Origin of the sequence: Pontibacter aydingkolensis (genome assembly GCF_019443125.1) — a bacterium.
Lineage (GTDB): Bacteria > Bacteroidota > Bacteroidia > Cytophagales > Hymenobacteraceae > Pontibacter > Pontibacter aydingkolensis.
Window position 1 is genome coordinate 151,509 of record NZ_JAHYXK010000010.1, and the last position, 23,795, is coordinate 175,303.

At 45.1% G+C, this 23,795-nt stretch carries 24 protein-coding genes; 14 read left to right on the forward strand and 10 right to left on the reverse strand.

Annotation, left to right across the window (positions count from 1 at the left end; translation table 11 throughout):
* Window positions 1-38 precede the first annotated feature (38 nt).
* Window positions 39-257: a DUF2905 domain-containing protein gene (locus K0O23_RS13320; RefSeq protein WP_219877921.1), complete on the reverse strand. Its 219-nt coding sequence runs from the start codon at window positions 255-257 to the stop codon at window positions 39-41.
* 421 nt (window positions 258-678) lie between these two features.
* On the opposite strand from K0O23_RS13320, the gene K0O23_RS13325 reads away from it, so the two are divergent.
* Window positions 679-3,120 carry a type IA DNA topoisomerase gene (locus K0O23_RS13325; RefSeq protein WP_219877922.1) on the forward strand — a complete coding sequence of 814 codons (2,442 nt, stop codon included), beginning with the start codon at window positions 679-681 and terminating at the stop codon, window positions 3,118-3,120.
* A 70-nt stretch (window positions 3,121-3,190) separates the two neighbouring features.
* Here K0O23_RS13325 and K0O23_RS13330 read toward each other — a convergent pair whose 3' ends face one another.
* The gene (locus tag K0O23_RS13330) at window positions 3,191-3,592 is read right to left on the reverse strand and encodes an Ig-like domain-containing protein (protein WP_246597094.1); all 402 of its coding nucleotides are present in this window, start codon (window positions 3,590-3,592) and stop codon (window positions 3,191-3,193) included.
* 503 nt (window positions 3,593-4,095) lie between these two features.
* Between K0O23_RS13330 and K0O23_RS13335 the strand changes: the two genes are divergently transcribed.
* Window positions 4,096-5,040 carry an SWFGD domain-containing protein gene (locus K0O23_RS13335; protein ID WP_219877923.1) on the forward strand — a complete coding sequence of 315 codons (945 nt, stop codon included), beginning with the start codon at window positions 4,096-4,098 and terminating at the stop codon, window positions 5,038-5,040.
* Window positions 5,041-5,229: 189 nt separating this feature from the next.
* Complete coding sequence (locus tag K0O23_RS13340; RefSeq protein ID WP_219877924.1) at window positions 5,230-5,835, forward strand: porin family protein; 606 nt, start codon at window positions 5,230-5,232, stop codon at window positions 5,833-5,835.
* Between the two features lie 99 nt (window positions 5,836-5,934).
* On the opposite strand, the gene K0O23_RS13345 is transcribed toward K0O23_RS13340, so the two are convergent.
* The 3 genes from K0O23_RS13345 to K0O23_RS13355 all read right to left on the reverse strand — a co-directional run bounded on the left by K0O23_RS13345 (window position 5,935) and on the right by K0O23_RS13355 (window position 9,712).
* Window positions 5,935-7,503 (reverse strand): SulP family inorganic anion transporter, encoded by a 1,569-nt coding sequence (locus tag K0O23_RS13345; protein ID WP_219877925.1) that lies wholly within the window; start codon window positions 7,501-7,503, stop codon window positions 5,935-5,937.
* 136 nt (window positions 7,504-7,639) lie between these two features.
* Window positions 7,640-9,031, reverse strand: coding sequence for a HAMP domain-containing sensor histidine kinase (locus tag K0O23_RS13350; protein WP_219877926.1), 1,392 nt, complete (start codon window positions 9,029-9,031; stop codon window positions 7,640-7,642).
* Between the two features lie 3 nt (window positions 9,032-9,034).
* Entirely contained in the window at window positions 9,035-9,712 is a 678-nt protein-coding gene (locus K0O23_RS13355) for a response regulator transcription factor (protein ID WP_219877927.1), read from the reverse strand.
* Between the two features lie 159 nt (window positions 9,713-9,871).
* Here K0O23_RS13355 and K0O23_RS13360 point away from each other — a divergent pair, with 159 nt between their 5' ends.
* Window positions 9,872-10,801 carry a cation diffusion facilitator family transporter gene (locus K0O23_RS13360; protein ID WP_219877928.1) on the forward strand — a complete coding sequence of 310 codons (930 nt, stop codon included), beginning with the start codon at window positions 9,872-9,874 and terminating at the stop codon, window positions 10,799-10,801.
* Here the strand turns inward: K0O23_RS13360 and K0O23_RS13365 are convergent.
* The 3 genes from K0O23_RS13365 to K0O23_RS13375 form a co-directional block, all read right to left on the reverse strand.
* The gene (locus K0O23_RS13365) at window positions 10,798-11,157 is read right to left on the reverse strand and encodes a DUF1801 domain-containing protein (RefSeq protein WP_219877929.1); all 360 of its coding nucleotides are present in this window, start codon (window positions 11,155-11,157) and stop codon (window positions 10,798-10,800) included. The genes K0O23_RS13360 and K0O23_RS13365 overlap by 4 nt on opposite strands.
* A 226-nt stretch (window positions 11,158-11,383) precedes the next feature.
* Window positions 11,384-12,022 (reverse strand): DsbA family protein, encoded by a 639-nt coding sequence (locus K0O23_RS13370; protein WP_219877930.1) that lies wholly within the window; start codon window positions 12,020-12,022, stop codon window positions 11,384-11,386.
* Between the two features lie 495 nt (window positions 12,023-12,517).
* Window positions 12,518-13,300 carry an SDR family NAD(P)-dependent oxidoreductase gene (locus K0O23_RS13375; RefSeq protein WP_219877931.1) on the reverse strand — a complete coding sequence of 261 codons (783 nt, stop codon included), beginning with the start codon at window positions 13,298-13,300 and terminating at the stop codon, window positions 12,518-12,520.
* 143 nt (window positions 13,301-13,443) lie between these two features.
* Between K0O23_RS13375 and K0O23_RS13380 the strand changes: the two genes are divergently transcribed.
* From K0O23_RS13380 to K0O23_RS13415, 8 genes are all read left to right on the forward strand, one after another.
* Window positions 13,444-14,067, forward strand: a complete 624-nt coding sequence (locus tag K0O23_RS13380; protein ID WP_219877932.1) for a hypothetical protein — start codon at window positions 13,444-13,446, stop codon at window positions 14,065-14,067.
* A gap of 7 nt (window positions 14,068-14,074) precedes the next feature.
* Entirely contained in the window at window positions 14,075-14,383 is a 309-nt protein-coding gene (locus K0O23_RS13385) for a winged helix-turn-helix domain-containing protein (protein ID WP_219877933.1), read from the forward strand.
* Window positions 14,384-14,464: 81 nt separating this feature from the next.
* Window positions 14,465-14,794, forward strand: a complete 330-nt coding sequence (locus tag K0O23_RS13390) for a hypothetical protein (protein ID WP_219877934.1) — start codon at window positions 14,465-14,467, stop codon at window positions 14,792-14,794.
* A gap of 53 nt (window positions 14,795-14,847) precedes the next feature.
* Window positions 14,848-15,186, forward strand: coding sequence for a potassium transporter KefB (locus K0O23_RS13395; protein WP_219877935.1), 339 nt, complete (start codon window positions 14,848-14,850; stop codon window positions 15,184-15,186).
* A gap of 54 nt (window positions 15,187-15,240) precedes the next feature.
* Entirely contained in the window at window positions 15,241-15,570 is a 330-nt protein-coding gene (locus K0O23_RS13400; protein WP_246597095.1) for a hypothetical protein, read from the forward strand.
* Between the two features lie 44 nt (window positions 15,571-15,614).
* On the forward strand, window positions 15,615-15,905 hold the full coding sequence (locus K0O23_RS13405) for a hypothetical protein (RefSeq protein WP_219877936.1): 291 nt from the start codon (window positions 15,615-15,617) through the stop codon (window positions 15,903-15,905).
* Between the two features lie 74 nt (window positions 15,906-15,979).
* Entirely contained in the window at window positions 15,980-16,270 is a 291-nt protein-coding gene (locus K0O23_RS13410; protein WP_246597096.1) for a hypothetical protein, read from the forward strand.
* A 90-nt stretch (window positions 16,271-16,360) separates the two neighbouring features.
* Entirely contained in the window at window positions 16,361-17,605 is a 1,245-nt protein-coding gene (locus K0O23_RS13415; protein WP_219877937.1) for a DUF4153 domain-containing protein, read from the forward strand.
* Window positions 17,606-17,704: 99 nt separating this feature from the next.
* Here the strand turns inward: K0O23_RS13415 and hpf are convergent, their stop codons facing one another.
* A complete protein-coding gene (hpf, locus tag K0O23_RS13420) occupies window positions 17,705-18,010 on the reverse strand; it encodes a ribosome hibernation-promoting factor, HPF/YfiA family (RefSeq protein WP_219877938.1) in 306 nt (101 codons plus the stop codon).
* 270 nt (window positions 18,011-18,280) lie between these two features.
* On the opposite strand from hpf, the gene K0O23_RS13425 reads away from it, so the two are divergent.
* Window positions 18,281-19,000 (forward strand): hypothetical protein, encoded by a 720-nt coding sequence (locus K0O23_RS13425; RefSeq protein WP_219877939.1) that lies wholly within the window; start codon window positions 18,281-18,283, stop codon window positions 18,998-19,000.
* Window positions 19,001-19,452: 452 nt separating this feature from the next.
* Window positions 19,453-21,996, forward strand: coding sequence for a TonB-dependent receptor domain-containing protein (locus tag K0O23_RS13430; protein WP_219877940.1), 2,544 nt, complete (start codon window positions 19,453-19,455; stop codon window positions 21,994-21,996).
* 83 nt (window positions 21,997-22,079) lie between these two features.
* Here K0O23_RS13430 and K0O23_RS13435 read toward each other — a convergent pair whose 3' ends face one another.
* Window positions 22,080-23,777 carry a PAS domain-containing hybrid sensor histidine kinase/response regulator gene (locus K0O23_RS13435; RefSeq protein WP_219877941.1) on the reverse strand — a complete coding sequence of 566 codons (1,698 nt, stop codon included), beginning with the start codon at window positions 23,775-23,777 and terminating at the stop codon, window positions 22,080-22,082.
* Window positions 23,778-23,795 lie beyond the last annotated feature (18 nt).

Sequence of the window (23,795 nt, forward strand, 5' to 3'; positions counted from 1 at the left end):
GCCAAATATACTAAAAGTATAGCCTGGTTTAAATCTGATCAAAAGAATTTGCGGAACAGCCACAAGAGTATAGACAGTAGTATACTTAGCAAGATCATACTTGTAATAGGTGCAAAGAAACGCATGTTCTTCCGCTCTACTCTGATGTCGCCGGGCAAATGCCCAAACCAGCTAAACTTATCGCCGGCCAGCCATACTAGCAGACCGATAACAACAACAATGATACCTATGATAACAATTATTTTTCCGGCCTGCATCTTTTATGATCCTGGTTATTAGTTGATTGTTGTTCGGATTGCAAAACGTAATACTATTACGTCTTAATAATGTTACGCCTTGTATATGTATAAGGATAAATGACAAAGACCTCGCGGCGTCTTTATGACCTGCGAGCGTCTAACCTGCCTGTTACAAAGCAATAACCCACCCCACGATCCAAAGCCTTTATCTCAGACGCTCGCAGGACCTCCGGACGCTGCGAGGTCTTTATCATCAGCGGAAAGAAAGACAAAGTATTCGACCAACGAATTACCATTTAACAATTCAACAATTTAATCACCAACACTTCAACAATCAATAACGAATAAACACCCCACTTCTGATCCTTAAAAACCTTCGGAAATAACGCCATAAAAGGTTAAATTTGACATCTGTTAAGATAACTAAATCCCTATTCGCTTGAAAGTTTGTATTGCTGAGAAACCGAGTGTTGCCCGTGAAATAGCCATGGTAATTGGTGCCAAAACCAAAAAAGACGGTTATTACGAAGGCAACGGCTATCAGGTAACCTGGACCTTTGGGCACTTTTGCACTTTACGCGAACCCGACGACTACCGCCCCGAGTGGAAGCGCTGGAGCCTCTACGACCTGCCCATGCTCCCGGAGCGTTACGGCATAAAGCTGATGAAAGATGCCGGAGTGCAAAAGCAATTCAGGATCATTCAGCAGTTACTGGACAAGGCAGAGGAAGTGATAAACTGCGGTGACGCCGGCCAGGAAGGTGAAGTGATTCAGCGTTGGGTATTAACTGAGGCAAAGTATAAAAAACCTTTCAAACGCCTTTGGATATCTTCACTCACCGAAGACGCTATCCGACAGGGATTCGCCAAACTTAAACCTGGATCTGATTTCGATTCGCTTTACCAGGCGGGTAAAAGCCGCGCCATCGGCGATTGGCTGCTAGGCCTTAATGCCACACGCCTGTTTACACTGAAGTATGCCAACGGCAGCCGTCAGACACTTTCCATTGGCAGGGTGCAAACCCCTACCCTGGCCATGATCGTGAACCGCCACCACGAGATTGCCAACTTTGTGCCGCAGCCTTTCTGGGAGCTTAAAACCGTTTACCGCGACACCACTTTCTCCAGCACCAACGGCCGTTTTCAGAAAGAGGAAGAGGCACAGAAGATAATGGAGGCGATCAAAGAAGCGGAACTGACCATTACAGACGTCGAGACAAAAAAAGGTACAGAATCTTCGCCAAAGCTATTCGACCTGACCTCATTGCAAATAGAGTGTAACAACAAGCTAAGTTTATCTGCCGATGAGACTTTGAAAACAGTTCAGAGCCTGTACGAGAAAAAAGTGGTATCATATCCACGTGTGGATACCACCTTTCTTCCAGACGATATTTACCCTAAAATTCCTGGTATACTACAGGGTCTGAGCAATTACAGACAGGAAGTAGAGCCACTTTTACAATCCAAGATCCGGAAAACAAAAAAGGTCTTTAACAACAATAAAGTAACCGACCACCATGCCATTATACCTACAGGTGCCGCAGCAGGTGGCTTGTATGGCCGTGAGGCGGATGTATATGACATTATCACCCGCCGTTTTTTAGCTGCTTTTTATCCGGATTGTATCGTAAGCAACACGACAGTTATGGCAGAGTCGGCGGGTTATTCTTTTAGGGTAAGAGGCAAGCAGATACTGGAACCGGGTTGGCGTGTACTGTATGGTGCCGAAGATGTAAAAGCCGACACAACAGGCAAGGAAGGCGAGAATAAAGACGAGGAAGAAGCAACCGGCGTTTTGCCTCACTTTGACAAAGGTGAACACGGCCCTCACGCACCCCTGCTCGACAAAAAGATGACCAATCCGCCTAAAGAGTATACCGAGGCTACGCTGCTACGCGCCATGGAAACAGCCGGCAAGCAAGTAGATAACGATGAGCTAAAAGAGGCATTAAAGGAAAACGGCATCGGAAGGCCATCTACCCGCGCCGCCATCATCGAAACCCTCTTCAAACGCCAGTACATCCGGAAAGAGAAGAAGAAGATCATCCCTACCCAAATGGGCATAGACCTGATCGGCGTTATCCGGAACCAGACACTGAAGTCGGCAGAGATGACCGGGCAATGGGAACGCAAACTGCGGCAGATAGAGGGTGGCGAGTTTAAGGCAGAGGATTTCTTAAAGGAACTGCAGGATTTTGTTATCAGCCTTGTGCAGGAAGTAAAGTATGACAAAGCCACTGTAACGCTGGAACCAGCACAGGAAGAGGCCAAACCAGCCGCTGCAAAGAAAAAGGCCACTACAGCCACTCCTAAAAAAGAACAGACAGCCACAAAAGGTTTAGGGTATTGCCCGGCCTGTAAAGAAGGCCATATACTTAAGGGCTCCAAGGCATTTGGTTGTATCCGGTTTAAAGAAGGCTGCCGTTTTCTGATTCCTATAGAACAACAGGGTAAGGCCTTAACAGAGAAGCAGGTGCAGGCCCTGTTAAGCAAAGGCAAAACTCCTGTGATAAAAGGCTTTAAAAATGAGCAAGGCGAAAGCTACGATGCCATACTTACCCTTGACGCCAAAATGCAACCGATGTTAAGCAAAATTGAGAAGGCCGCCGAGACAGATCCGTTTGCGCAGTGCCCCCGCTGCAAACAGGGACGCTTGCTTAAAGGCAAGGCAGCTTATGGCTGCAGCAGGTTTAAAGAGGGCTGCCAGCTATTGGTACCCTTCCAAAAAGGTGGAAAAGAGCTTAGTGATAAACAGATAGCAGCGCTTCTCTTAAAAGGCAAAACACCTAAGATAAAAGGGTTTATTTCTGAAAAGACAGGAGAACCGTTTGATGCCGCACTAAGCTTTAACGAGCAGTGGCAGGTAGTTTACCAGTTTTAAAGTATACAGCATATGCTAAAACAGCAAAGGGGCACCTCACGGTGCCCTTATACTTTTGTATACCTTTAACTTACTTTACAGTAAACAGTACCTCTTTTTGCTCCAGGTTAGTGCGCTTGTCTGTTGCGGCTACCTGCAATTTATACTCGCCCGGAGATACATTATTAAGGGCAATGGTAGTATCAAACTCTACCACATTCCTTTCCGGAAACTTTGAGAACGTAACTAGGGCCGTCTCTGAATTAACTCCTTTAACCGTAAACTGAAGGTCTTTAACTAAATCCTTATCTACAACCGTTACATTAACGCGCAGGCCTTGTGTAGTTGAAATAGACTGGTTATTAGAAGGATTATTAATCGTAAGGCTTGGCTTTGAACCATCTGCCTGCATGCTTCCATCCTCAAAAAGATCTTCGCATGCCGTAAGCATACATATGGCTGCCAATGAAGCAAGCATTGTTTTCAATTTCATGAATATTTTGACTAAAAGTTAACTCAATTTTCCTTTGGCGGTGGCATAAGCAGGTAGTTTTACCTTACTAATCTCACCTTGCAACAGGCTAATGTTGCACGGCGTAAACTTACAATTAAAATAAGAATTACAAAACACACCGAGCTGTAATCATTACAATTTAAGCATATTACACAATCAAATAAAGTACAATAATAGTTCATCCAAATCTACTGAAACAGAGCTAAACACAGACAAGTCAACATATAGCTTGATATTATACCAAAGAAGAAAAGTCCAAAATCGTGAGAAGCACGAGTCTGGTTAGGTCCAACCATTGCCTGCAAAAGACATGTGAGCATATTTAATGAAGTAGTTTTAGAAGAGGCAATCGCTGATTTTAAAACACAAGTAAGCTAATGCATTGATAACTAAACGGAATTACCTCCGTAAAAAAGCACGTCGCGGCACTTCATAAATGCCACGTAAGTAGAATTTTTAAGTTTAACCATAAAAAAACAACTATGAGAAGCTATGAGAACTCGGGCTACAACCCGTACAACGACAATTATAGGTCTGAGACAAGAAGCTCAGGCAGAAACTATTCATCAAGTGATTTTGACAGCTCACCTCGCAGCCGCAGCTATGGTAGCTCTAACTACAGAACCGGTGATCTAGGCTCAGGAAGAGATTCTTATGCAAACTCCGGTTACGGTAACACATCAAACTATGGTCGTTCTGCTGGCTCGTCTAACTATGGTTCAGGATCATCTAACTATGGATCAGGCTCTTCCGGATACGGAAGTTCTGGCTATGGCTCCAGCCCATCATCGTATGGCTCATCACAATATGGTTCCGGCTCTTCTTATGGATCAGGATATGGTTCCGGATCATCTGGATATGGCAGCAGCCGTTACAGCAGCGGCAGTTCCGACAGAGACCGCTCTGGACGTGATTCCTGGGATCGCGCCGGCGACCGTATAGAGAATACCTGGGAGCGCACCAAGAACCGCGTATCTAATGCCTGGGACAGAGCAACAGATGATAATGACAGAGATGACTACAGAAACCGCAACTATAATACCTATGGTTCTGGTTACGGTTCAGGATCTCGATACGGATCATCTGGTTATGGATCGTCTTCTAACTATGGCTCATCCGGATACGGATCAGGCTCTAATTACGGCAGCGGCTATGGCTCTTCGTCGTCTTACGACAGAGACCGCCATAGTTCAGACTATGACAGAGACAGACATGAGCGTGGTTTCTTCGACAGAGCAGGCGATGAGATAAAATCATGGTTTGGTGATGATGAAGCCGAGCGCAGAAGAAGAATGGACGAAATGCGCGACCGTGAGCATGACAGCGATTACAACAGATATGGGAGAAGCTCCTCTTCGTACGGAAACACCTATAGCGGACCTCCCTACTCTTACGGATCATCTTCGAGAAGAGACTATGAGTGGTAGAGACACCAACAGGCAGCCGTTTTCCCGCGGTTACCATTGGTAACTCCTACTTAGGATAGTGGATGTAACTCCACAAGGAAACCCCGCTGCAAAAGCAGCGGGGTTTTTTATGTTTAAATGATTCTGAACCGGTTAGCTTTTTTTACATTTGCACTTTAAGAAAACCCTAAAAGATATTTAAACCCGTTTATGAAGAAACTATTATTCTTAGTTGCATTTGCACTGGTAAGTTCTACTGGCTTTGGCCAGCAGCTGGGTGTGAAAGCAGGTGCTACTTATGCTACATTTAAAGGCGATGACGCCAAGAATTACGACTACAGATTAGGATACACGGCAGGTGTAATGCTGCAGCAGCATATCACTGATCTTGTAGGGGTGCAGGTAGAGGCGCTTTATACTTCTAAAGGCGCAAAGATTGAAAACAAAACCGGAAATACGGAAATAAACAACATTTACAGATTGAATTATGTAGATGTTCCGGTAATGCTGCATTTATCTGCAGGCGGTATGTTTATTGATTTAGGGCCTCAGGCATCGTTTATCTCAAGTGCAAAGCGCATAAGCGAGACTACTACAAACAGCACTACCACAACCGTTGAAACTGATATTACCGATAATCCTTATACTATAGACTTCAGTTATGTAGCTGGCATCGGATTCAGGGCATCGAATAATATCGGTATTGAACTTCGCTATAACGGCGGCCTTAAAAAAATTGACGATGAGGGTCCATTAGTTGGTATACAGCGCCGCAACTCTCACTTTAACCTGATGCTTAGCTATCTTTTCTGGTAGCACTAATTGTCAGTTAACTAAAAAGCCCCTGAAAACAGGGGCTTTTTAGTTAAAAACAGTAATGAACTAGCTGTCGGGCAGCCGCAATACATTTTAGAGTTAGTGCATATCCATTACAGATACTTCCGGTACATTAAGCACCTCTACTGTAATATTTCTTTCGTGTGCTGTTTTTCTGAAAGCCTGTATCGCCTCCAGTACATCATAATCTATGTACTCAGAGTTTTCGCCATCGATGATCACATGGCTGTTATTCGGCATGTGTTCCAGAGTAAGAACAATACTGGCCTTGTTCAGGAAGGAGACGTGCTCACTTAGTTTAATGCGGATAATCTCTCTGTCCTGCTGCTCTTCTTTGTGGTAAAAGTATGGCGATTTATAGTTAGCCTTCAGGATATAGAATATACCAACAGCCAGACCAATACAGATACCTACCAAGAGGTCAGTGAACAGGATAGCAAGAATAGTAACTACAAATGGAATGAACTGCTCAGAACCGATCTTGAGCTGCGACTTGTACAGGCTTGGCTTTGTTAGCTTAAAACCTATAACAAGTAATACAGCAGCCAGCGCTGAAAGCGGAATCAGGTTAAGAAAGTTAGCTAGGAACAGCACTGACAACAACAGGAAAATACCATGCACAAAAGCCGACATCTTGGTTACACCACCTGCTGCAATGTTCGCTGAACTGCGCACGATTACGGCTGTCATAGGTAAACCACCGATCATACCGCTCAAAATATTACCTACACCCTGTGCCTTTAACTCACGGTTATTTGGTGTGCGACGCTTGTGTGGGTCAAGTTTATCGACAGCCTCTACGCTAAGCAGTGTCTCAAGGCTGGCTACAATGGCAATGGTAATAGCCACCACATACACCTGAGGGTTGGTAAGCATGGAGAAGTCTGGCAAACGGAGTTCGTTGCCCATATCCGTAATACTGCCGATTACGGGCAGCGACACCAGGTGCGACGATGAGATGGCCAGGCCAGGTGCCATGCTCTTAAACATCTCATTCATGGCAATAGACAACACTACCACAATAAGGGCGCCAGGCACCAGCTTAAAGAACTTGTAACGCTTAAGCCACGCTGTGTCCCATACGATAAGTATAGTTAACGAAACTATGCCCACGATCAGGGCACCAAGATTGATCGCTGTAAAAGCATGAAACAACTCAGAGAAAGTAGTTCTGCCATCCGGCTGAATAAAGGTCATCTCACCGAAGAAATCATCGTCGGCGCCCATAAAGTGAGGTATCTGCTTCAGGATAAGTATAAGACCAATCGCGGCAAGCATACCTTTGATGACAGATGACGGAAAGTACAGGCCGATAACGCCTGCTTTGATAAAGCCCAGTACCAACTGTAAAAAGCCAGCCAGCACAACGGCAAGTAAAAAACCCTCAAAGCTTTGCAGTGTTTCGATACCATTAAGAACAATAACGGTAAGGCCAGCCGCCGGACCACTAACGCTTAATTGCGAGCCGCTTAGCAGAGCCACAATTACCCCCCCGACAATACCAGTTAAAATACCTGAGAAAAGTGGCGCCCCAGAGGCAAGAGAGATGCCAAGGCACAGTGGCAAAGCCACTAAAAACACAACAAGTCCTGCAGGTATATCCTTACCTAGCGTGGCCATGTAATTTGTAGATCTTTTTGAATTCATACGTTTAAGTTGCACGCTATTTAAAAGTGGGATTACCCTAACAGAAAGAATAAGAGCACACTTTATTTAATGTAGGTACAAAGGTATAACCGTGAGATTAAGGGCGAATTAAAAAGACATTAAAAACAGATTAAAATCAGGGAACTGCCGGAATAAACATGTAAGCCTGTGGTAATTTGATGGTAACCTTTGTGCCTTTGTCAAGGATGGAATCTACTACGATCTGGCCTTTATGTAGTTTAAGTATGCGCTCGGCCAAAGGCAGGCCTATGCCATGTCCGGTTATATTTCTAACGTTCTCTGCCCTGAAAAACGGCACAAATACATGTTTCAGGTCTTCCTCTTTAATACCTAGTCCCTGGTCGGTTACCTCCAATATCACTTCGCTGTCACGAAGTATGATCAGGGCATTAACCGTTTGGCCTGTAGGTGTAAATTTAATGGCGTTTTCCAGTACGTTTACCACGGCTATAAGCAAAAGCGCTTCGTTGCCTTTTACCATCAGTCGGTCCTCATCATCCGGAAAATTGGCAAAGTTTATACTTATGTGGGCATCAGGCAAACGCTTAAGTACCTGGTCATGGGCTGTCCAGACCAGTTCGTCAAACCGAAGGTAGGATAGCTTTATCTTGGAGGGGTCCAAGCTTGCCTGCGCGATCTGCAGCAGGCCATTCGAGAGTTCGGTAAGCAGGCGGGCGTCCTCTAAGGTTGATCGCAGCACACGTGCATACTCTTCCGGTTCGCGCGGCTTCATCAGGGCAACTTCCAGTTCTCCTATCATGGCTGTAAGGGGTGTTCGCAGCTCATGGGAGGCGCTGGACACAAAAGTGCTCTGCATTTCGAAGGATAGCTCTAACCTGTCCAGCATTTTATTGAAGGTCTGGGCAAGATGGGATATCTCGTCTTTTCCATCGGCATTGCTCAGGCGCATGTGCAGGTCACTGGCACTTATTTTTTCTACCTCACTTACAACCTTAGTAATCGGCTTCAGGGCTTGTTGTGAAAATCCCCATCCGGCTATTATCACAATCACCATGGACCCCAGAAACCCTACAATCAGGATCACTTTGAGGTGTTGCAATTTACGTAGACTATAGGCATCCACTGAAGAGGCCAGCACATAGAAACCACTAGCCTGTGCCGTATGATAGATACCTACAACCTGCCGTACACCTTGCTCATACTCTACTATCTTCTGCTGCTTAATCCGACTTAGCACTTTCGGGTTAATGCCTACTTCGCCGTCGCCTTCGGCAAAGTATAAATCGCCGTTGCTGTTATACACGCGCACCGCCTCGTAAGGCAATTCCTGGTAATAGTTTATCTGGCTCTGCCGGCGCTCCGCCGGGCTCATTTTATCAGAATCAAGTATATACTTTGCTGTAATAAGCGCACGCCGGTGTATGCGCTTATAAAAATCCTCTTGCCGGTAAATAGAGGTAAAATAGTAGATTACCAGCGAGAAAAAGATCAGTATCAGGGCAAATATACTGGTGAACTGCAGCGAAAGCTTATACCTTATTTTCATGCATTACTCCTGCTCTTTTAGCACATATCCCATACCTACCAAAGTATGGATCAGCTTGTTATCGTATCCTTTGTCTATCTTTTTTCGCAAGAAGTTAATGTACACATCTATTACATTGCTGCCCGTATCAAAGGATGTCTCCCATACCTGTTCGGTTATATCTACCCTGGATACTACTTTGCCCTGGTTGCGTAGCAGGTAGTATAACAGGGCAAACTCCCGGGCTGTAAGGTTGATAGGCTTACCACCTCGGTTCACTGTTTTCTTCGACACATCCAGTTCCAGGTCGGCTATGCTCAGCTTTTCGCCAGAGCTATTCTCAGAACCGCGGCGGGTCAGGGCCCTGAGGCGTGCCAGCAGCTCCTTAAACTCAAAAGGTTTGGTCAGGTAATCGTCTGCACCGGCATCCAGCCCGGTAATTTTATCGTCGGTGCTGCCCAAAGCCGTTAACATGATAATGGCCACAGTGCTGTTATGCTTCCGTATTTCCCGGCACACTTCCAGGCCGTTCATGTGAGGCAATATTACGTCCAGCAAAATGATATCGTACTCATTTTGAAGCGCCATTTTTATGCCAAACGTGCCGTCGTAAGCCTGATCTACATCATAGGATTGCTCTTCCAGCCCTTTTTTAATAAAGGCGGCTACCTTTGGTTCGTCCTCAACAAGTAAAATTCTCATAAATACAGTATTAGCAGCACAGGCAGGGTGGATTTGCTCCGGTGTATCAATTACTTTAACAGCTGCAAGATATATAGCAATCCCCAAAGACCGAACAATCTGGCTACCGGTAAGTTTACGAAGGTATCAAAATTTAGCCACACTCGTTTCAAGTATACAATGGCAAACAGCAACATACATAAGCACGAAGAGGGGCATGGACACGGGCATCACCACCATCAAGCCGGCGATAACATTAAGGTAGCATTTTTCCTTAACCTCAGTTTTACTGTTATCGAGCTTATCGGCGGCCTCTGGATAAACAGCGTAGCCATACTATCGGATGCCCTGCACGACCTGGGCGACTCGCTTTCGCTGGGCCTGGCCTGGTACTTTGAAAAAGTTGCTAAGCGGCAGAGCGACGCTAAATTTACCTTTGGCTACAAACGCTTTTCGCTGCTGGGCGCTGTCATAAACTCGGTTGTACTTCTGGTAGGCTCTATCATTATACTTACCGAGGCCATTCCCCGCATCTGGAACCCCGAGCCTGTAAACGCAGTCGGGATGATGGGCTTTGCTGTACTAGGTGTGGTTGTGAACGGTGCTGCGGTGCTACGCTTAAAAGGAGGAGAATCGATAAACGAAAAAGTGGTGCGCCTGCACCTGATGGAAGATGTGCTGGGTTGGGTAGCCGTGCTGATAGGTGGTATTATATTATACTTTTTTGACTGGCCAGTGATTGACCCGCTGCTTTCGCTGGGCATTACAGTGTTTGTGCTATACAATGTAGTGCGCAACCTGCGTCAAAGTATAAAAATACTTTTACAGGGTACACCAGCTAATATCAGTACTGAAAATGTGAAAGCAAAACTGAAAGCCATGCTGCATATTGCATCGGTACACGACCTGCACATCTGGACAATGGACGGCACTTACAACATTATGAGCGTGCATGCTGTGGTTCCGCATACTATATCGCCTGAGCAAACCAGCGCACTAAAACAGGCAATCCGAAAAGAAATGGCAGACATAGGCATCAGCCATGTAACAATTGAGCTGGAAGTACCCGGCGAAGTATGCAGTTTTGAAGGCTGCGAGCCTCCTGCCTAGTTCTGGTTCAGGTGCACTGCCTCGCGTATCAGCTCAACAAAATAGTTCTCATCTATATCTTCCAGCGTACGGATTTTAACATGCGGATTCTGCCCGTTGCGGCTTACCAGCCTGCGGTGCGGATCAGAGAGCTCTTTACCCCTAAAAAAGCCAAAATGGATGCCGCTGCGCGATGAGGCGAAATAGCAAACCGGGCCGTAAAAAAAGTAGCAGGCACAATCCCAGCGTACGCATTCCTCCAGGTGCGCCACAGAAGCTTGAATGATACGGCGTACTTCGTTCGCCAATTGTTGTTTCTCAGGAGTCAGGTTTTCGAGATACTCGTCTACTTGGTTTGTTGTTGTCTTGCTTCTCATAAGGTTTAGCTCTGTTACAGCACAAAAGAGCTCTTGCTGCTAAATATACAAACATTTGAATATTCAGACAAAAAATACAGAAATCATTTACAGGAAAGAAGTGTGCTAAAACGAACAGACAAACCATCACAACAGGTAAGTATAACCCTGTCTGTCAAGCTTATATGCAACATCATGTATAAGGATAATCTAAGACTGGAAAAGGACAGGAATAAATTCTTTTTTATCAGGCATGCTCCAGCACCTGCAAAATGCGCTGCTCCAGCTCGTGCAGTTCGGTGTAGCCTTTAGCTATTTGCTCTACCCCATGGTTGCTTAGCAGGAAGATACTAGGAAAGGCATCTGCTCCAATATCGTCCACATAACCAAATTCATCTTCCATTTGCTGTATAATCTCTTCGGACTCGAAAAGGGTAAGGAAAAGATTTTCAGAGATCCCAAACATACCTACTATTCTGGCAAGAACTGCCGGGTTTCGAATGTCCATGCCATCTGCATAAAATGCGGAGTGCATAGCGCGCAATACTTCCAGGGTTAGCACAGGCCGCAGTAAACGTACACATAGCATTGCCCTGCAGGCCGGTTCTGTATTATAAACAAAATTCTCTTGCCTGAAAAACCGGTAATCAAAAGGGAGGTAAGTTCTTTCCTGTACCTGGTGCCAGCTAACTGCTAATTGGTCTTTCTCTGACTGCTGCAAAGGAGAATTAGTATAGGCATGCAAATCGCCGAACAGCACCTGCACTCTTAATCTGCCTTGCCATAAAGCCTGCAGGCGGCGCACCACTGCTGTGAAACCATAGCACCAGACGCACATGGGGTTGGTAACGTAGATCAACTGCGGATTATCGGATACTTTAACCATAGGCTATACTTTTTGCCTATGTATTTACCGATTGTAGCCGCACTTGGTTGTGGTTTTGATTGGTGGTTGCTAATTGGTGGTTGCTAATTGTTGCTTGCTTAATGGTTGAATTGTTGATTGTTGAATTATTAAAGTTTCTGGCGCAAGTCTTTAGCAATAGCGGTGACTTGTGACTCTGCATAATGGGAGGTCTTCAGACTTCCATGAGCCATACTTTCAACTTCTGCAAAGTATAAATCCATACTTTAGGATGCGCTGAGATGACCTCACAGCGTCCTCCAGACCTGTGAGCGTCTTGTCTAAGCGAAGCAAAGGCCACGGGCACAGACACTCACAGGTTTTTAAAACACTATGAGGTCTTTGAGCAAGCCTTCTATACATTTAAGAAAAAGACGCAAAGTATTGCATCTCTACATTCGAATAACAATCAACGATCAACCATTAACAAAAAACCATCCACCCATTTAACAAGCAACAACTAACAACAGCAATTAATCACTTATAAATCATCTTCACAGTCATGCCGCCGTCTATGGTTATACTTTGGCCGGTAATAAAACCTGCTTTAGCAGAGCACAGGTACAACGCAGCCTCGGCGATATCTTCAGGAGTTCCCACGCGGCCAACGGGGTGCTGCTCTTTATCTTCTTTGCTGTGCTGCGGTTTATACTTCTGGCTTTTTTTCTGCCAGTCACCTGTTTCTATCCAGCCGGGTGCAATGGCGTTTACTCGTATCCTGTCTACTGCAAGGCTAATGGCCAGCGAGTGCGTTAATGCTTCGAGTCCTCCTTTAGAGGCTGAGTAGGCAAATGTATTGGGCTCCGACATAAACGCCCTGGTACTGCTGATGTTAAGAATGACCGGATATCCTGACTTTTTAAGAAGCGGCAGACTATACTTGGCGCACATCACCGGGCCGCGCAGGTTTACGGCCATTATCTTATCGAACTCAGACATAAGCATTTCCTGCAGGTTACCCATAAAAGGATCGGCGATACCTGCGTTATTTACCAGTACATCCAGCAGCCCATACTTCTCCCCCACCTTTTCCATCAGCGCCACAACTTCATGTTCGGCACTTACATCGCAAAGTATAAACTCAATATTCCCTTTCCCTTGCTGTAGCCTTTTTACTGCTTCTTTTCCTGCTTCCTGGTCTACATCGGTTATGATAACTGCTGCTCCTTCGCGGGTAAACGCCTCAGCCATGCCCAGGCCAATGCCTTGTGCGCCACCGGTAATCAATACAGTTTTGCTTTTATAGTATGTGTTACTCATAGGTTATACTTTTAAACTGGTAAACTCAATTGGTGAGGTTTACGGTTTACAAAAATATAAATATGAGCTTTGTAAAATATTTATACCTTTTAACTTGACTTTACGTAAAGCAGTATTAACTTTGAAATTCAAAGTACTTTAACATGAACCAACAGCAAGACCAGTTAGCAGACCTGCACGAGATCCGTAAGATCATGGATCGCTCTTCCCGGTTTATTTCGCTTAGCGGACTTTCAGGAGTGGCAGCCGGTGTATCGGCTCTTTTAGGGGCAGCTGTTGTAAAGTGGTACCTGGTTTCGCACAATATAAACTATAACCAATCGCTGGGCCTTAACCTTACCCGGGATGCTATTCTCTTTTTGGTTGCGGTAGCGGGCCTTGTGTTTATACTTGCCTTTTGCTCGGCTACATACTTTACCGCTCGCAACGCCAAAAAGAACAGCTACCGGGTTTGGGACAGCAAAACCGAACGGATGCTTGTTAACCTGTTTATACCCCTGGCAGCCGGCGGAGCTTTTTGTGCCATACTTGTTTACCACGACCTGCTGTACCTGGTGGCCCCTGTGATGCTGATTTTTTATGGATGCGCTTTGTTAAATGCAAGTAAGTATACCTTAAGCGACATCCGTTACCTGGGAATACTTGAGATTATACTTGGTTTGGTGGCCAGCTTTTTCGTGGGTTATGGGTTACTTGCCTGGACGGTGGGGTTTGGTGTACTGCACATAGTATATGGTGTGTTGGTGTATTATAAGTACGAACGCTAGCAGACCCGTGAAAGATTATCTTGAAAATATAAATAAGGCCTTTGAAAGCAGGGCACGGCTGGGCATTATGTCGGTACTAATGGTGGATGATAAGGTAGACTTTAACACCCTGAAAGAAACCTTGCAGCTAACAGACGGTAACCTTGCCAGCCACCTGCGTGCACTGGAAGAGGCAAAATACCTGCGCGTGGAAAAGCAGTTTGTTGGCCGTAAACCAAACACTACCTACCATGCCACCGACGAAGGCCGCGAAGCTTTCACGAGCCACTTAGATGCACTGGAACAACTTATTTTAAACAACAGGAAAGACACCTGATATTTTTTTTGCAGCTACACTTTGTAATTCAAAGTACTTTAACACCAAAGTATAAAATAGTACGCTAAACATATAAAGCTCATGACTGAACAAGACCAACTCCGAAAACCGCTACCACCGGCTCCACTTGGCCAGCATGCTTTGCAAGGGTCAAGTTTAGCTTTGCTACTGGTTATTATCTTTCTGCTGCCAGGTGGCGAACCTAACGCTGGTGCCCCCAAATTCTGGTGGCTGCTGCCTGTTACACTTGCTCCTGCGGCTGGTGCGCTTGGTGGTGCTTTTTATTATATGCTGGCCTTGTTCTGCTATAAAGGTGGCTGGAATACTACCTTCCCTAATATCCTGAGTTTACTTGTCTATATTTTGCTGGTGGCCATAAGTTTTGCACTAAGCATGAATGGCCCTGACTAAGGGAGATAAACACTTCACTACCATTTAAATCCACAACTATTACTACTACTAGCATGGCACTAAGAAACGATTCACAACACCGTCCGATACATGGAGCATCAGTTGGCAAACGCATGCTGCAGGGTGCTATAATTGGCCTTATACTTATCTCATTTTTCCTGGTGGGAGCCGGAGAGCCAGACCCATCCTGGCTAAAACTTTGGTGGATAAAACCGCTGCTTGTGGTTCCGGCAGCCGGCGCATTAGGAGGACTATTCTATTACAACATGGATCATCTTCGCGCACAGGGCGGCTGGAGAACGGCACTGGCTTATAGCATCAGCCTGGTTGTATTCCTTGTTATATTGTGGCTGGGCACTGTACTGGGGCTAAACGGCACCATGTGGGATTAAATGCCAAAATGATCAGTATCTGATTATTAACAATAAAATTTAAAGTATAAAATAATGGAAAACGAAAAAAGATATAAGGAAGATGTAGCTGTAAATGACGGCGATATGGCCCTGAACATCATCAGCTGGCTGTTCGGTATAATTGCTTTTGCAATTGGTGTAGTAAACACATTTTGGGGAAACGATCCTGGGTTCGGGATATTTATACTTCTGCTCTCCTTCGTTTACTTTCTTCCGGTAAACGACATCCTCAGGAAAATAGCCGGCTTCACAATTCCTAAGCTGCGCCTGCTAAAAATTCTTCTGGGCATCTTTATTATCTGGGCGGCAATGGGCGTCGGTGAACTGTTCGACAAGATAGAACTTATGATGAATAGCTTTTAAACAACTAACGATCAATTATATACAAAAATTTATACCTTATTATTATGGTAACGCAAAACAAAAGACTTACCGGTATTGTGCTCGGAGTAGCATTTTTACTATCCATTCCTTTAATAGCCATGCAGTTTACAGATGAAGTAGACTGGGAACTGGCAGATTTCGTGATCATGGGTATTCTGTTGCTCGGCACCGGGCTCCTCTGTGAACTTGTCATGCGAAAGGTCACGAATTGGAATTACAGGATCGGCCTGATTGCAGTTTTACTTTTCGTGCTATTCCTGATGTGGGCAGAACTGGCAGTCGGCATTTTCGGGACACCTTTTGCCGGAAGTTAGGCAGTAACACATAATATACATTGGAGCCAGGAGGCTTGCACAAAAGTATAACCAACATTTAAAAGCAAATAATAATGGGAAATAACACAGCAATGGAAAACAGGCTGGATATCTGGAGTATAAGCGGCTGGCTATTTGGAATAGTTATGCTTATAGTGGGCCTGCTAAATATGTTTCTGGTACACCTGGTGCCGGGTATAGCCTACCTCCTGCTCTCTTTAATTTATTTACCGCCTGCTAATGCCTATTTCAGGAAAAAGACTGGTTTCCCGATACCGCTTGCAGTAAAGCTTATCCTGGGTGTAGCTATTTTCTTTTTCACATTAGGGGTGAGTGACCTTGGCGATATGATTGACAAGCTGTAAAACTAGCGGAGATAATAACGCCAGAGTTGGGTAAATACCAGTCAGTAAAAAGGTAAGCAGTATACTTTCTTCAGATAAAACAGATCAGCCATGAAAGATGAAATATTAACACATTTAAATAACCCCGGACAACTCGAAAAGCTGTACCGCAGTAACAAAGCACCTTTTAAGCGGGAGTTTAGTACACTGTACCCGGAGCTTAAAGGAAACGCACTCGCTGATTTCTGGAATGAAAGACTATATTACGAAAGTGACGAAATTAACTGGGGCACCGGCAGAGAGATATTGCTTTTGATAATAACTGCCCTAATCGCAGGCACTATTGCCAAAATACCAGCTATGTTCCAGATAGACGCTGAGTTCTTTTACCCCAGAAACATCGGCTTTATTTTTCTGCCACTCTTAATGGCATACTTTGCCTGGAAAAATAACCTGCAACTGAAGTATATCGCTGTAATATACGGGGTGATTCTCGTCTCGCTTATCTACATCAATGCCCTCCCTGTCTCCACCACAAGCGACACACTCATACTTGCCTGTATCCATCTGCCTTTGCTGCTGTGGGTGTTACTAGGCGCTGCATTTGTGGGCAATAACCTTCAGGACCAGAACAAACGCCTTGATTACTTACGATACAACGGCGACCTGATCGTGATGACAACGCTTATCCTGATTGCAGGCGGCATCATGACCGGGCTCACGATTGGCCTTTTTTCACTGATAGGATTTCAGATAGAGCAGTTTTACTTTGAGTATGTGGCTATTTTTGGACTGGCAGCAGCGCCTATCGTTGGCACTTACCTCACACAAACCAATCCGCAGCTGGTAAATAAAGTATCGCCGGTAATAGCCAAAATCTTCAGTCCGCTGGTTTTAATAATGCTTGTAATTTATCTGTTTGCCATACTTTACTCCGGCAAAGATCCTTACAACGATCGTGAATTCCTGATCATCTTTAATCTACTGCTGATCGGGGTTATGGCCATCATTTTCTTTTCGGTGGCAGAAAGCTCTAAAACTAAGGAAAGCACCACTGCTAACTGGGTTCTTCTCCTTTTATCTGCGGTAACGATAATTGTAAATGGTATTGCGCTGTCGGCCATCCTGTTCAGGATTGCAGAATGGGGCATTACCCCAAACAGGCTGGCTGTGCTGGGCGGCAATATACTGATACTTGTAAACCTTGTGCTGGTAACTGTTGAGCTGTTCAGGTCGGTAACGGGAAAGTCCGAAACAACTAATGTGGGGAGCTCCATTGCCAGGTTCCTGCCCATCTACTTTATCTGGACTGTTATTGTCGTGTTTCTGTTTCCGGTGCTTTTAGGGTTTAAGTAGATTGTATAGCCACTCGTATAGTATAAATTAATTTCTCAGAGAAATCGAGAAAACAAAAAAAGGCGCTACTGTGGCAGCGCCTTTTTATAATTTAGCAGTTTAGCGTTTTTGCAGTTGCTTTGCCAGTTTATCTTCTACGTTCTTCAGTTGCTCATACCAGTTGCCTCCCTGGTCTTCTGCGAATACATCATTGCCGGGTATGCCAACACGCATACTTATTTTCTTGGAGTCTGTGGCCTGGTTCGCTTCCTCTTTAAAGTATACATCCACCGAGTCTATCTTTTTGGAGTGCCGGCGAAGCTTATCTATCGTGCTGCGTACATGCTGCTGTAAATCTTCAGAAATGGTAATATCCACGGCCTGCACATCAAGCCGGATGCCTTCATAGTTCTCTGTATAGTTCATAAATTTTTGTAGTTAGTATTTAATGTTATAGAAGCCCATGGCGCAATAACCTGCGGAGCCTCTTCTTACAGTATTGCCATATTAACGTAAGGTGCTCCCTTTTGTTAAAGAGAGCTCTTTTTATACAGCAGAAAAATGGTAAAGTATGATGAAGTACCGATTTGCTACAAACAAAGCGTTTCATGTGGTCAAAAAAACAGGCGTTGTACCAAACCCGAACCTGTTTACTTATCGTTAAAACAGAAAGATAAACCTTAAAGTTGAAGGCCTATGAACACCCTCCCCATCAACTGGCTAACAGAAGGACTAATAGATTTTGAGTATAAAAAATACCTGCTGCTGGCCTACCTGCAGGCAGCTAAAGAAGAATTCGGGCAGCAGCGCCTGTACCCCGTATTTTCTGACCTGATCATGCATTACCGCAACCTGCTGCAGGTTAAAGAGCACAAAAAACTGGTGTACGAGTCATTTCCGCAGCGCATCAGCCGCGCCGATTTTGAGAAACTGGAGCTGGTGTATGAGAAGATTGTAGCAGATGATGAGACGATGCAGCAGATCGAGGAGATCATCCAATACGCTTCCCCACTCTTTGGCGAGGCAGTGGAATCGGGAAAGGAACTGTACGATTTTGTAGAGCGCCACCTCGAGATAAGCCCCGTGGGTATTACGCCTATTTACCACAACGAAGGCTATCTTTTTCTGGAGGCCTTTCCGGGCAAGGAGACACAAGTATACATGTACCGCATTACCGTTTTTGAGAACACCTACGAAAAGTACCGCGGCATAAATACACAGCATTTGCAAACAGTACGGCGAGGGCTGGCTATTACACATGAGAATTTGAAAGTGAGGCTTTTACGCGAGCGCCAGGAGTTGCCCAACCCTGCTACATTTGCCATCGTTTCAAAAATCCCGGTGCCCCTGGAGCATTCGCTGCTTCCTATTGCCAAACGCTCGCTGGTAAAGTATGTGGCACAATTGGCTGCTTAAATTATACTTACTTTACCCCATCTTAATGCCAGAGCTTAACAGCTCTGGTAAAATATACCCATGGCGCGAGCGGCAATGCCTTGTCCTGTTTTATATCTTCTCTGTAAATGTATCTCCTGCAGCTACTAATCGTCCCTCTCAAGAGCAGGGCCGTTTCATTCTCTTATTTCGCCTTTCGCTGGCGCGGGTTTGCAATCTGGAAATCAGACTGATTGCCCTTCCTTCTTCCCCTTCATTGCACCAAAGTAAACCGATCAAAGCCCGAAATAATTCTACCAACTGCTCATCGGTTACTTATGCCTATTTATATAGAATTAATATGTGCTGGTATATTCTGTTTTAACAGGTCATAAAAGCAGATTTACTTTGTGTAAAGAGGCGATAAAACTGCTTGTACTTAAATATGAATAAGACAGAAATACTATCTGCAAATTTCTTTTCCTTTTAAAACTATGAAGAAGCACCTATTACTATTATTGCTTGGCCTTAGCACCGCACCTGCTTTTGCGCAGGCACCGGCTAGCCAGCAGGCACGCCCGGCACAACAGCAATCGGCTGCCGTGCCTGGCACTACAGCACCAAAAGGCAACGCCAAAATCAGCGGTGTAATTCTGGATGCTGAAACCGGCAAACCTGTTGAGTTTGCTACCGTGGCACTTATTAGCGTAGCTACCGGTAAGCCCATAGACGGTACCATGGCCGACGATAAAGGCAGGTTCTCCATTACCAAAGTGGCGGCAGGCCAGTATAAACTGAACGTGTCGTTTCTGGGCTATAAGCTGCAGACCATTGAAAATGTAACAGTAAATTCCGACAATGCCGACCTGAACATAGGCACTGTGTCTCTTGCATCGGATGCAAAGCGCCTGAGCGAAGTGGTTATTACTGGCGAGAAGCCTTTGGTTGAAGAAAAAATTGACCGCACCGTTTACAACGCAGAAAAAGACATAACCAATGCAGGTGGCAATGCAGCCGATGTGCTACAGAAAGTACCGTCGCTGTCGCTGGATAACGATGGTAACGTGCAGCTGCGCGGCAGCTCTAACGTACGCGTACTTATCAACAACAAGCCATCGGCCATTATGGCAGGTAGTGTTGCCGACGCATTAAAGCAGATTCCTGCCGATCAGATAAAATCTGTTGAAGTGATCACCAGCCCGTCTGCCAAGTATGACGCAGAAGGTACAGCAGGTATCATTAACATTATTACCAAGCGCGACGGTGGCCTGCAAGGTGTGACCGGCTCTGTGGCTGCAACTGCAGGCACACGAGGCAGCAATGGTAACGCCAGCCTGAACATACGCCGCGGCAAGCTTGGCATCAATGGCACGTTTGGTGGCAACATGTTCTACAACAAAGGCAACATGACCAACGAATTTACTGGCTACGATGATCCTGCCACACCTATTGACGAGACGTCTTTCAACTTTCAGCGTGGTGAAACACGCCCAAGAGGTGCTTTCATGAATGGCGTATTAGGCTTTGAGTATGATTTCAATCCTAAAAACAGCTTGTCTGGTGGTATACGTACCAACGGCGGGCAGTTCCGTGTAACCAATGATCAGGAAGTTTATTCTAAGAATGCGTTCAGAACTGAAAGCTTCCTCAACGACATTGTAATGCGCAACCAGCGCATTGGCACAGACTATAACCTGGACTTTACGCATTACTTTAAAAACCCTGGTCAGGAGCTGGCATTATTGTCTCTTTACTCAGTAACCAATACTGAGAACAGAATTAGCCAGGATTTCTATAATGAAGGCGAAGCACCTTATACTTTAAAGCGCAACTCGAATGATGGGGCCAACAAAGAGCTAACCTTCCAGGCTGATTACACGCATCCGTTTAAGAATAAGACCAGCTTGGAGATAGGTGCCAAAACGATATTAAGAGATGTGGAAAGTGATGCCGTGTACCGCGATATGTTTATCAACAGGCCTGAAACCAGCAGAATTGACAACTTCTTTTACCAGCAGGATGTGTATGCCTCTTACATGACCTATGGCTTTGCCATAAAAAAGAAGCTTAACGTTAAACTGGGTGGCCGTTATGAATTCACGGATATCAGTGCGGATCTAATCGGAAATGACAAAGACTACACCACAGACTATGATAACTTTATACCGAGTGTGGCGCTGTCTTACAGCCTGAAAAACAAGCATACGTTCAAAGCTAACTTTACCCAGCGTATACAGCGTCCTTCGATGTTCTTCCTGAACCCTTACCGCCAGGAGCAAACATCAAACACGTTTGTGCAGGGTAATGCAAATCTTGACGCCGAGTTAACAGATCTGTATGAATTAGGCTACAGCACCTTCTTCAAAACCACATCGATCAATGTTACCGGTTATGTGCGCCATACGGATAATGCCATTGAGCCTATCGCCTCTATCATTACCGTTACGGATGACGACGGATCGCAGCGGGAAGCAACCTTGCTTACGTTCCAGAACATCGCAACAAATAAAACATACGGCGTTAGCTTATTTGGTAACACTAAGCCAACCAATAACTGGACCATCGGCGGTAGCTCTAACATCTACTATGTGGATTTGAACAGCATGTATAACAGCAACAGCGGCTGGATGTACAACATCAACGCTAACTCTTCTTATACTTTTGGCAAAGGCATTAGTGCCCAGTTTAACGGTGGCTTTAACTCTCAGCGAATTCAGCTGCTGGGCAGGTTTGCAGCCTTCTCTTACCATGGCCTGGCCATCAAAAAAGAATTGTTCAACAAGAAAGGTGGCATAAGCTTAGGCCTGGATAACCCGTTCAGGGAGAGCATGCGCATGAAGAACGACGTAAAAGCACCTGCTACCAAGGTAAACCCACGCGCTTATGAGCAGCACATGGTCATGAATAATTTTAACCGTGGTGTACGGGTTAGCTTTAACTACAGCTTCGGTAAAATGGACCAGCAAAAACCCCCGCGCCGTAAAAAATCAATCCGTAACGACGATGCCAAGCAAGGCGACGGAAACGGCGTAGGATAACAATACAAACCACTACCTACTATCTACTAAAAAGCCTCTCCCATTTGGGAGAGGCTTTACTTTTTACTTTAAATAAATAACAGTTACACCCACCGCTTTAAGATGCTTACAAGCTCCTGAAATGTAAAGGGTTTACACAAGTGGTCATTCATGCCGGCATTTATACTTTTATCAATATCTTCCTGGTAGGCATTTGCCGAAAATGCAATGATTGGACTTTTAAAACCGGATTTGCGTAATCTACCTGCCGCTTCCAGCCCGTCCATACCTGGCATCTGTATATCCATCAGCACCATATCGAAAGGAGTTTTATCTGAAGCCTCCAGGGCTTCCAATCCGCTTATGGCTGCTGTTACATTGGCCCCCACACGTTCCAGCAATTCCTGTATCAAAAACACGTTTATCGGGTTATCATCTACCACCAACACCTTAATTCCTTCCTGAAGCATAAAGGCTTTATCCTCTTCAAATTCGACTTGCTTATTGCTGGCATGCGATTTCTCTTCCAGATAACCTACCCTGATTGAAAACCGGAAAGTTGTACCTGCCTGGCCTTCGCATTGGTTATCAATGCCTATTTCACCACCCATCAGGTCTACGAGTCTCTTGCTTATGGCCAGGCCAAGTCCAAAGCCCCCATACTTGCGCGATGTGGACTGATCAGATTGGGTAAAGGAATCAAATATGATCTGTTGCTTTTCGGGATCTATACCTATGCCTGTGTCAGCGACTGTGAACTGCAGTACTGCCTCCTTACTTACATCCGAAACATCCTGCACATCGCAATGCACCTTTATACAGCCTTTATCAGTAAACTTGAGGGCATTACTTACCAGGTTTATCAGTATCTGGTTGATACGTGTCGGGTCGCCTGTTATAACCTGTGGCACTGCATCTCCGAAAGTATAGTTAAAGTCAATTTTCTTTTCCCTGGCCAGGTACTTATATGGTTCCAGATGCGACGCTATAACCGCCCTTATATCAAAAGGAATTGACTCAATTGCAATTTTATCCTGCTCTATGCGATGAAGGTCCAGTATATCGTTGAGGAGTTTTGAAAGATTAGAGCCAGAAGATTGGATAAGGCTTACGTACTGAGACTGCGTGGCATTAAGGGGAGTATCCTGTAGCAGGTTTGTAAAGCCAAGTATACCATTCAGCGGTGTGCGAATTTCATGGCTCATACTCGATAGGAAGTGGCTTTTTGCCTCATTTGCAGCTTCAGCTTTCTCTCTGGCTTCGTTTAGCTCCTGCTCTTTCTTCTTAAGTTCAGTAATGTCTTTCGCAATTATCAGTATGCCGTCCTTTTCCTTTTTATTATCGTGTAAGTATGAAAAGGAACAGGAGGCTGGTATTGTACTTTGGCGCGACGTGTGCAGCAGGAGCTCCGTATTCAGGCACTTGCCTTTTTCTTCCAGTTTGTAAATTGCTTCGAGCAGCTTTAGGCTTTCGGTTTCGCTGAACAATTCAGAAAAATGCTTACCTGTTAGTTCTGCCTCGCTGCATCCTGTTGCCTCTTCAAATGCTTCGTTTACATTCCGGATAGTAAAATCTGTATTCAGGATCAGTAGCATATCTACAACACCCTGATAAATGCTTTGCATAAAATCCCTGGACACAGTAGATTTTTTCAACTCTTGCCCAAGCATACTTATCCCGGCAATAACAGCATCCATCTCATTACCAGCATCTGAAAGCTCAAGCTCGTAATCAAAGTTACCGTTTGCTACTTCCGCAATCAGGGTAATAATTTCCTCTATCCTCTTTTTAAGCACCTGCACGTTTATTGTACTTCCCTA

Coding starts and splice junctions, on each gene's coding strand:
- K0O23_RS13320 (WP_219877921.1), bottom strand. CDS start 257: ATGCAGGCCGGAAAAATAATTGTTATCATAGGTATCATTGTTGTTGTT.
- K0O23_RS13330 (WP_246597094.1), bottom strand. CDS start 3,592: ATGAAATTGAAAACAATGCTTGCTTCATTGGCAGCCATATGTATGCTT.
- K0O23_RS13335 (WP_219877923.1), top strand. CDS start 4,096: ATGAGAAGCTATGAGAACTCGGGCTACAACCCGTACAACGACAATTAT.
- K0O23_RS13340 (WP_219877924.1), top strand. CDS start 5,230: ATGAAGAAACTATTATTCTTAGTTGCATTTGCACTGGTAAGTTCTACT.
- K0O23_RS13345 (WP_219877925.1), bottom strand. CDS start 7,503: ATGAATTCAAAAAGATCTACAAATTACATGGCCACGCTAGGTAAGGAT.
- K0O23_RS13350 (WP_219877926.1), bottom strand. CDS start 9,031: ATGAAAATAAGGTATAAGCTTTCGCTGCAGTTCACCAGTATATTTGCC.
- K0O23_RS13355 (WP_219877927.1), bottom strand. CDS start 9,712: ATGAGAATTTTACTTGTTGAGGACGAACCAAAGGTAGCCGCCTTTATT.
- K0O23_RS13360 (WP_219877928.1), top strand. CDS start 9,872: ATGGCAAACAGCAACATACATAAGCACGAAGAGGGGCATGGACACGGG.
- K0O23_RS13365 (WP_219877929.1), bottom strand. CDS start 11,157: ATGAGAAGCAAGACAACAACAAACCAAGTAGACGAGTATCTCGAAAAC.
- K0O23_RS13370 (WP_219877930.1), bottom strand. CDS start 12,022: ATGGTTAAAGTATCCGATAATCCGCAGTTGATCTACGTTACCAACCCC.
- K0O23_RS13375 (WP_219877931.1), bottom strand. CDS start 13,300: ATGAGTAACACATACTATAAAAGCAAAACTGTATTGATTACCGGTGGC.
- K0O23_RS13380 (WP_219877932.1), top strand. CDS start 13,444: ATGAACCAACAGCAAGACCAGTTAGCAGACCTGCACGAGATCCGTAAG.
- K0O23_RS13390 (WP_219877934.1), top strand. CDS start 14,465: ATGACTGAACAAGACCAACTCCGAAAACCGCTACCACCGGCTCCACTT.
- K0O23_RS13395 (WP_219877935.1), top strand. CDS start 14,848: ATGGCACTAAGAAACGATTCACAACACCGTCCGATACATGGAGCATCA.
- K0O23_RS13400 (WP_246597095.1), top strand. CDS start 15,241: ATGGAAAACGAAAAAAGATATAAGGAAGATGTAGCTGTAAATGACGGC.
- K0O23_RS13405 (WP_219877936.1), top strand. CDS start 15,615: ATGGTAACGCAAAACAAAAGACTTACCGGTATTGTGCTCGGAGTAGCA.
- K0O23_RS13410 (WP_246597096.1), top strand. CDS start 15,980: ATGGGAAATAACACAGCAATGGAAAACAGGCTGGATATCTGGAGTATA.
- K0O23_RS13415 (WP_219877937.1), top strand. CDS start 16,361: ATGAAAGATGAAATATTAACACATTTAAATAACCCCGGACAACTCGAA.
- hpf (WP_219877938.1), bottom strand. CDS start 18,010: ATGAACTATACAGAGAACTATGAAGGCATCCGGCTTGATGTGCAGGCC.
- K0O23_RS13425 (WP_219877939.1), top strand. CDS start 18,281: ATGAACACCCTCCCCATCAACTGGCTAACAGAAGGACTAATAGATTTT.
- K0O23_RS13430 (WP_219877940.1), top strand. CDS start 19,453: ATGAAGAAGCACCTATTACTATTATTGCTTGGCCTTAGCACCGCACCT.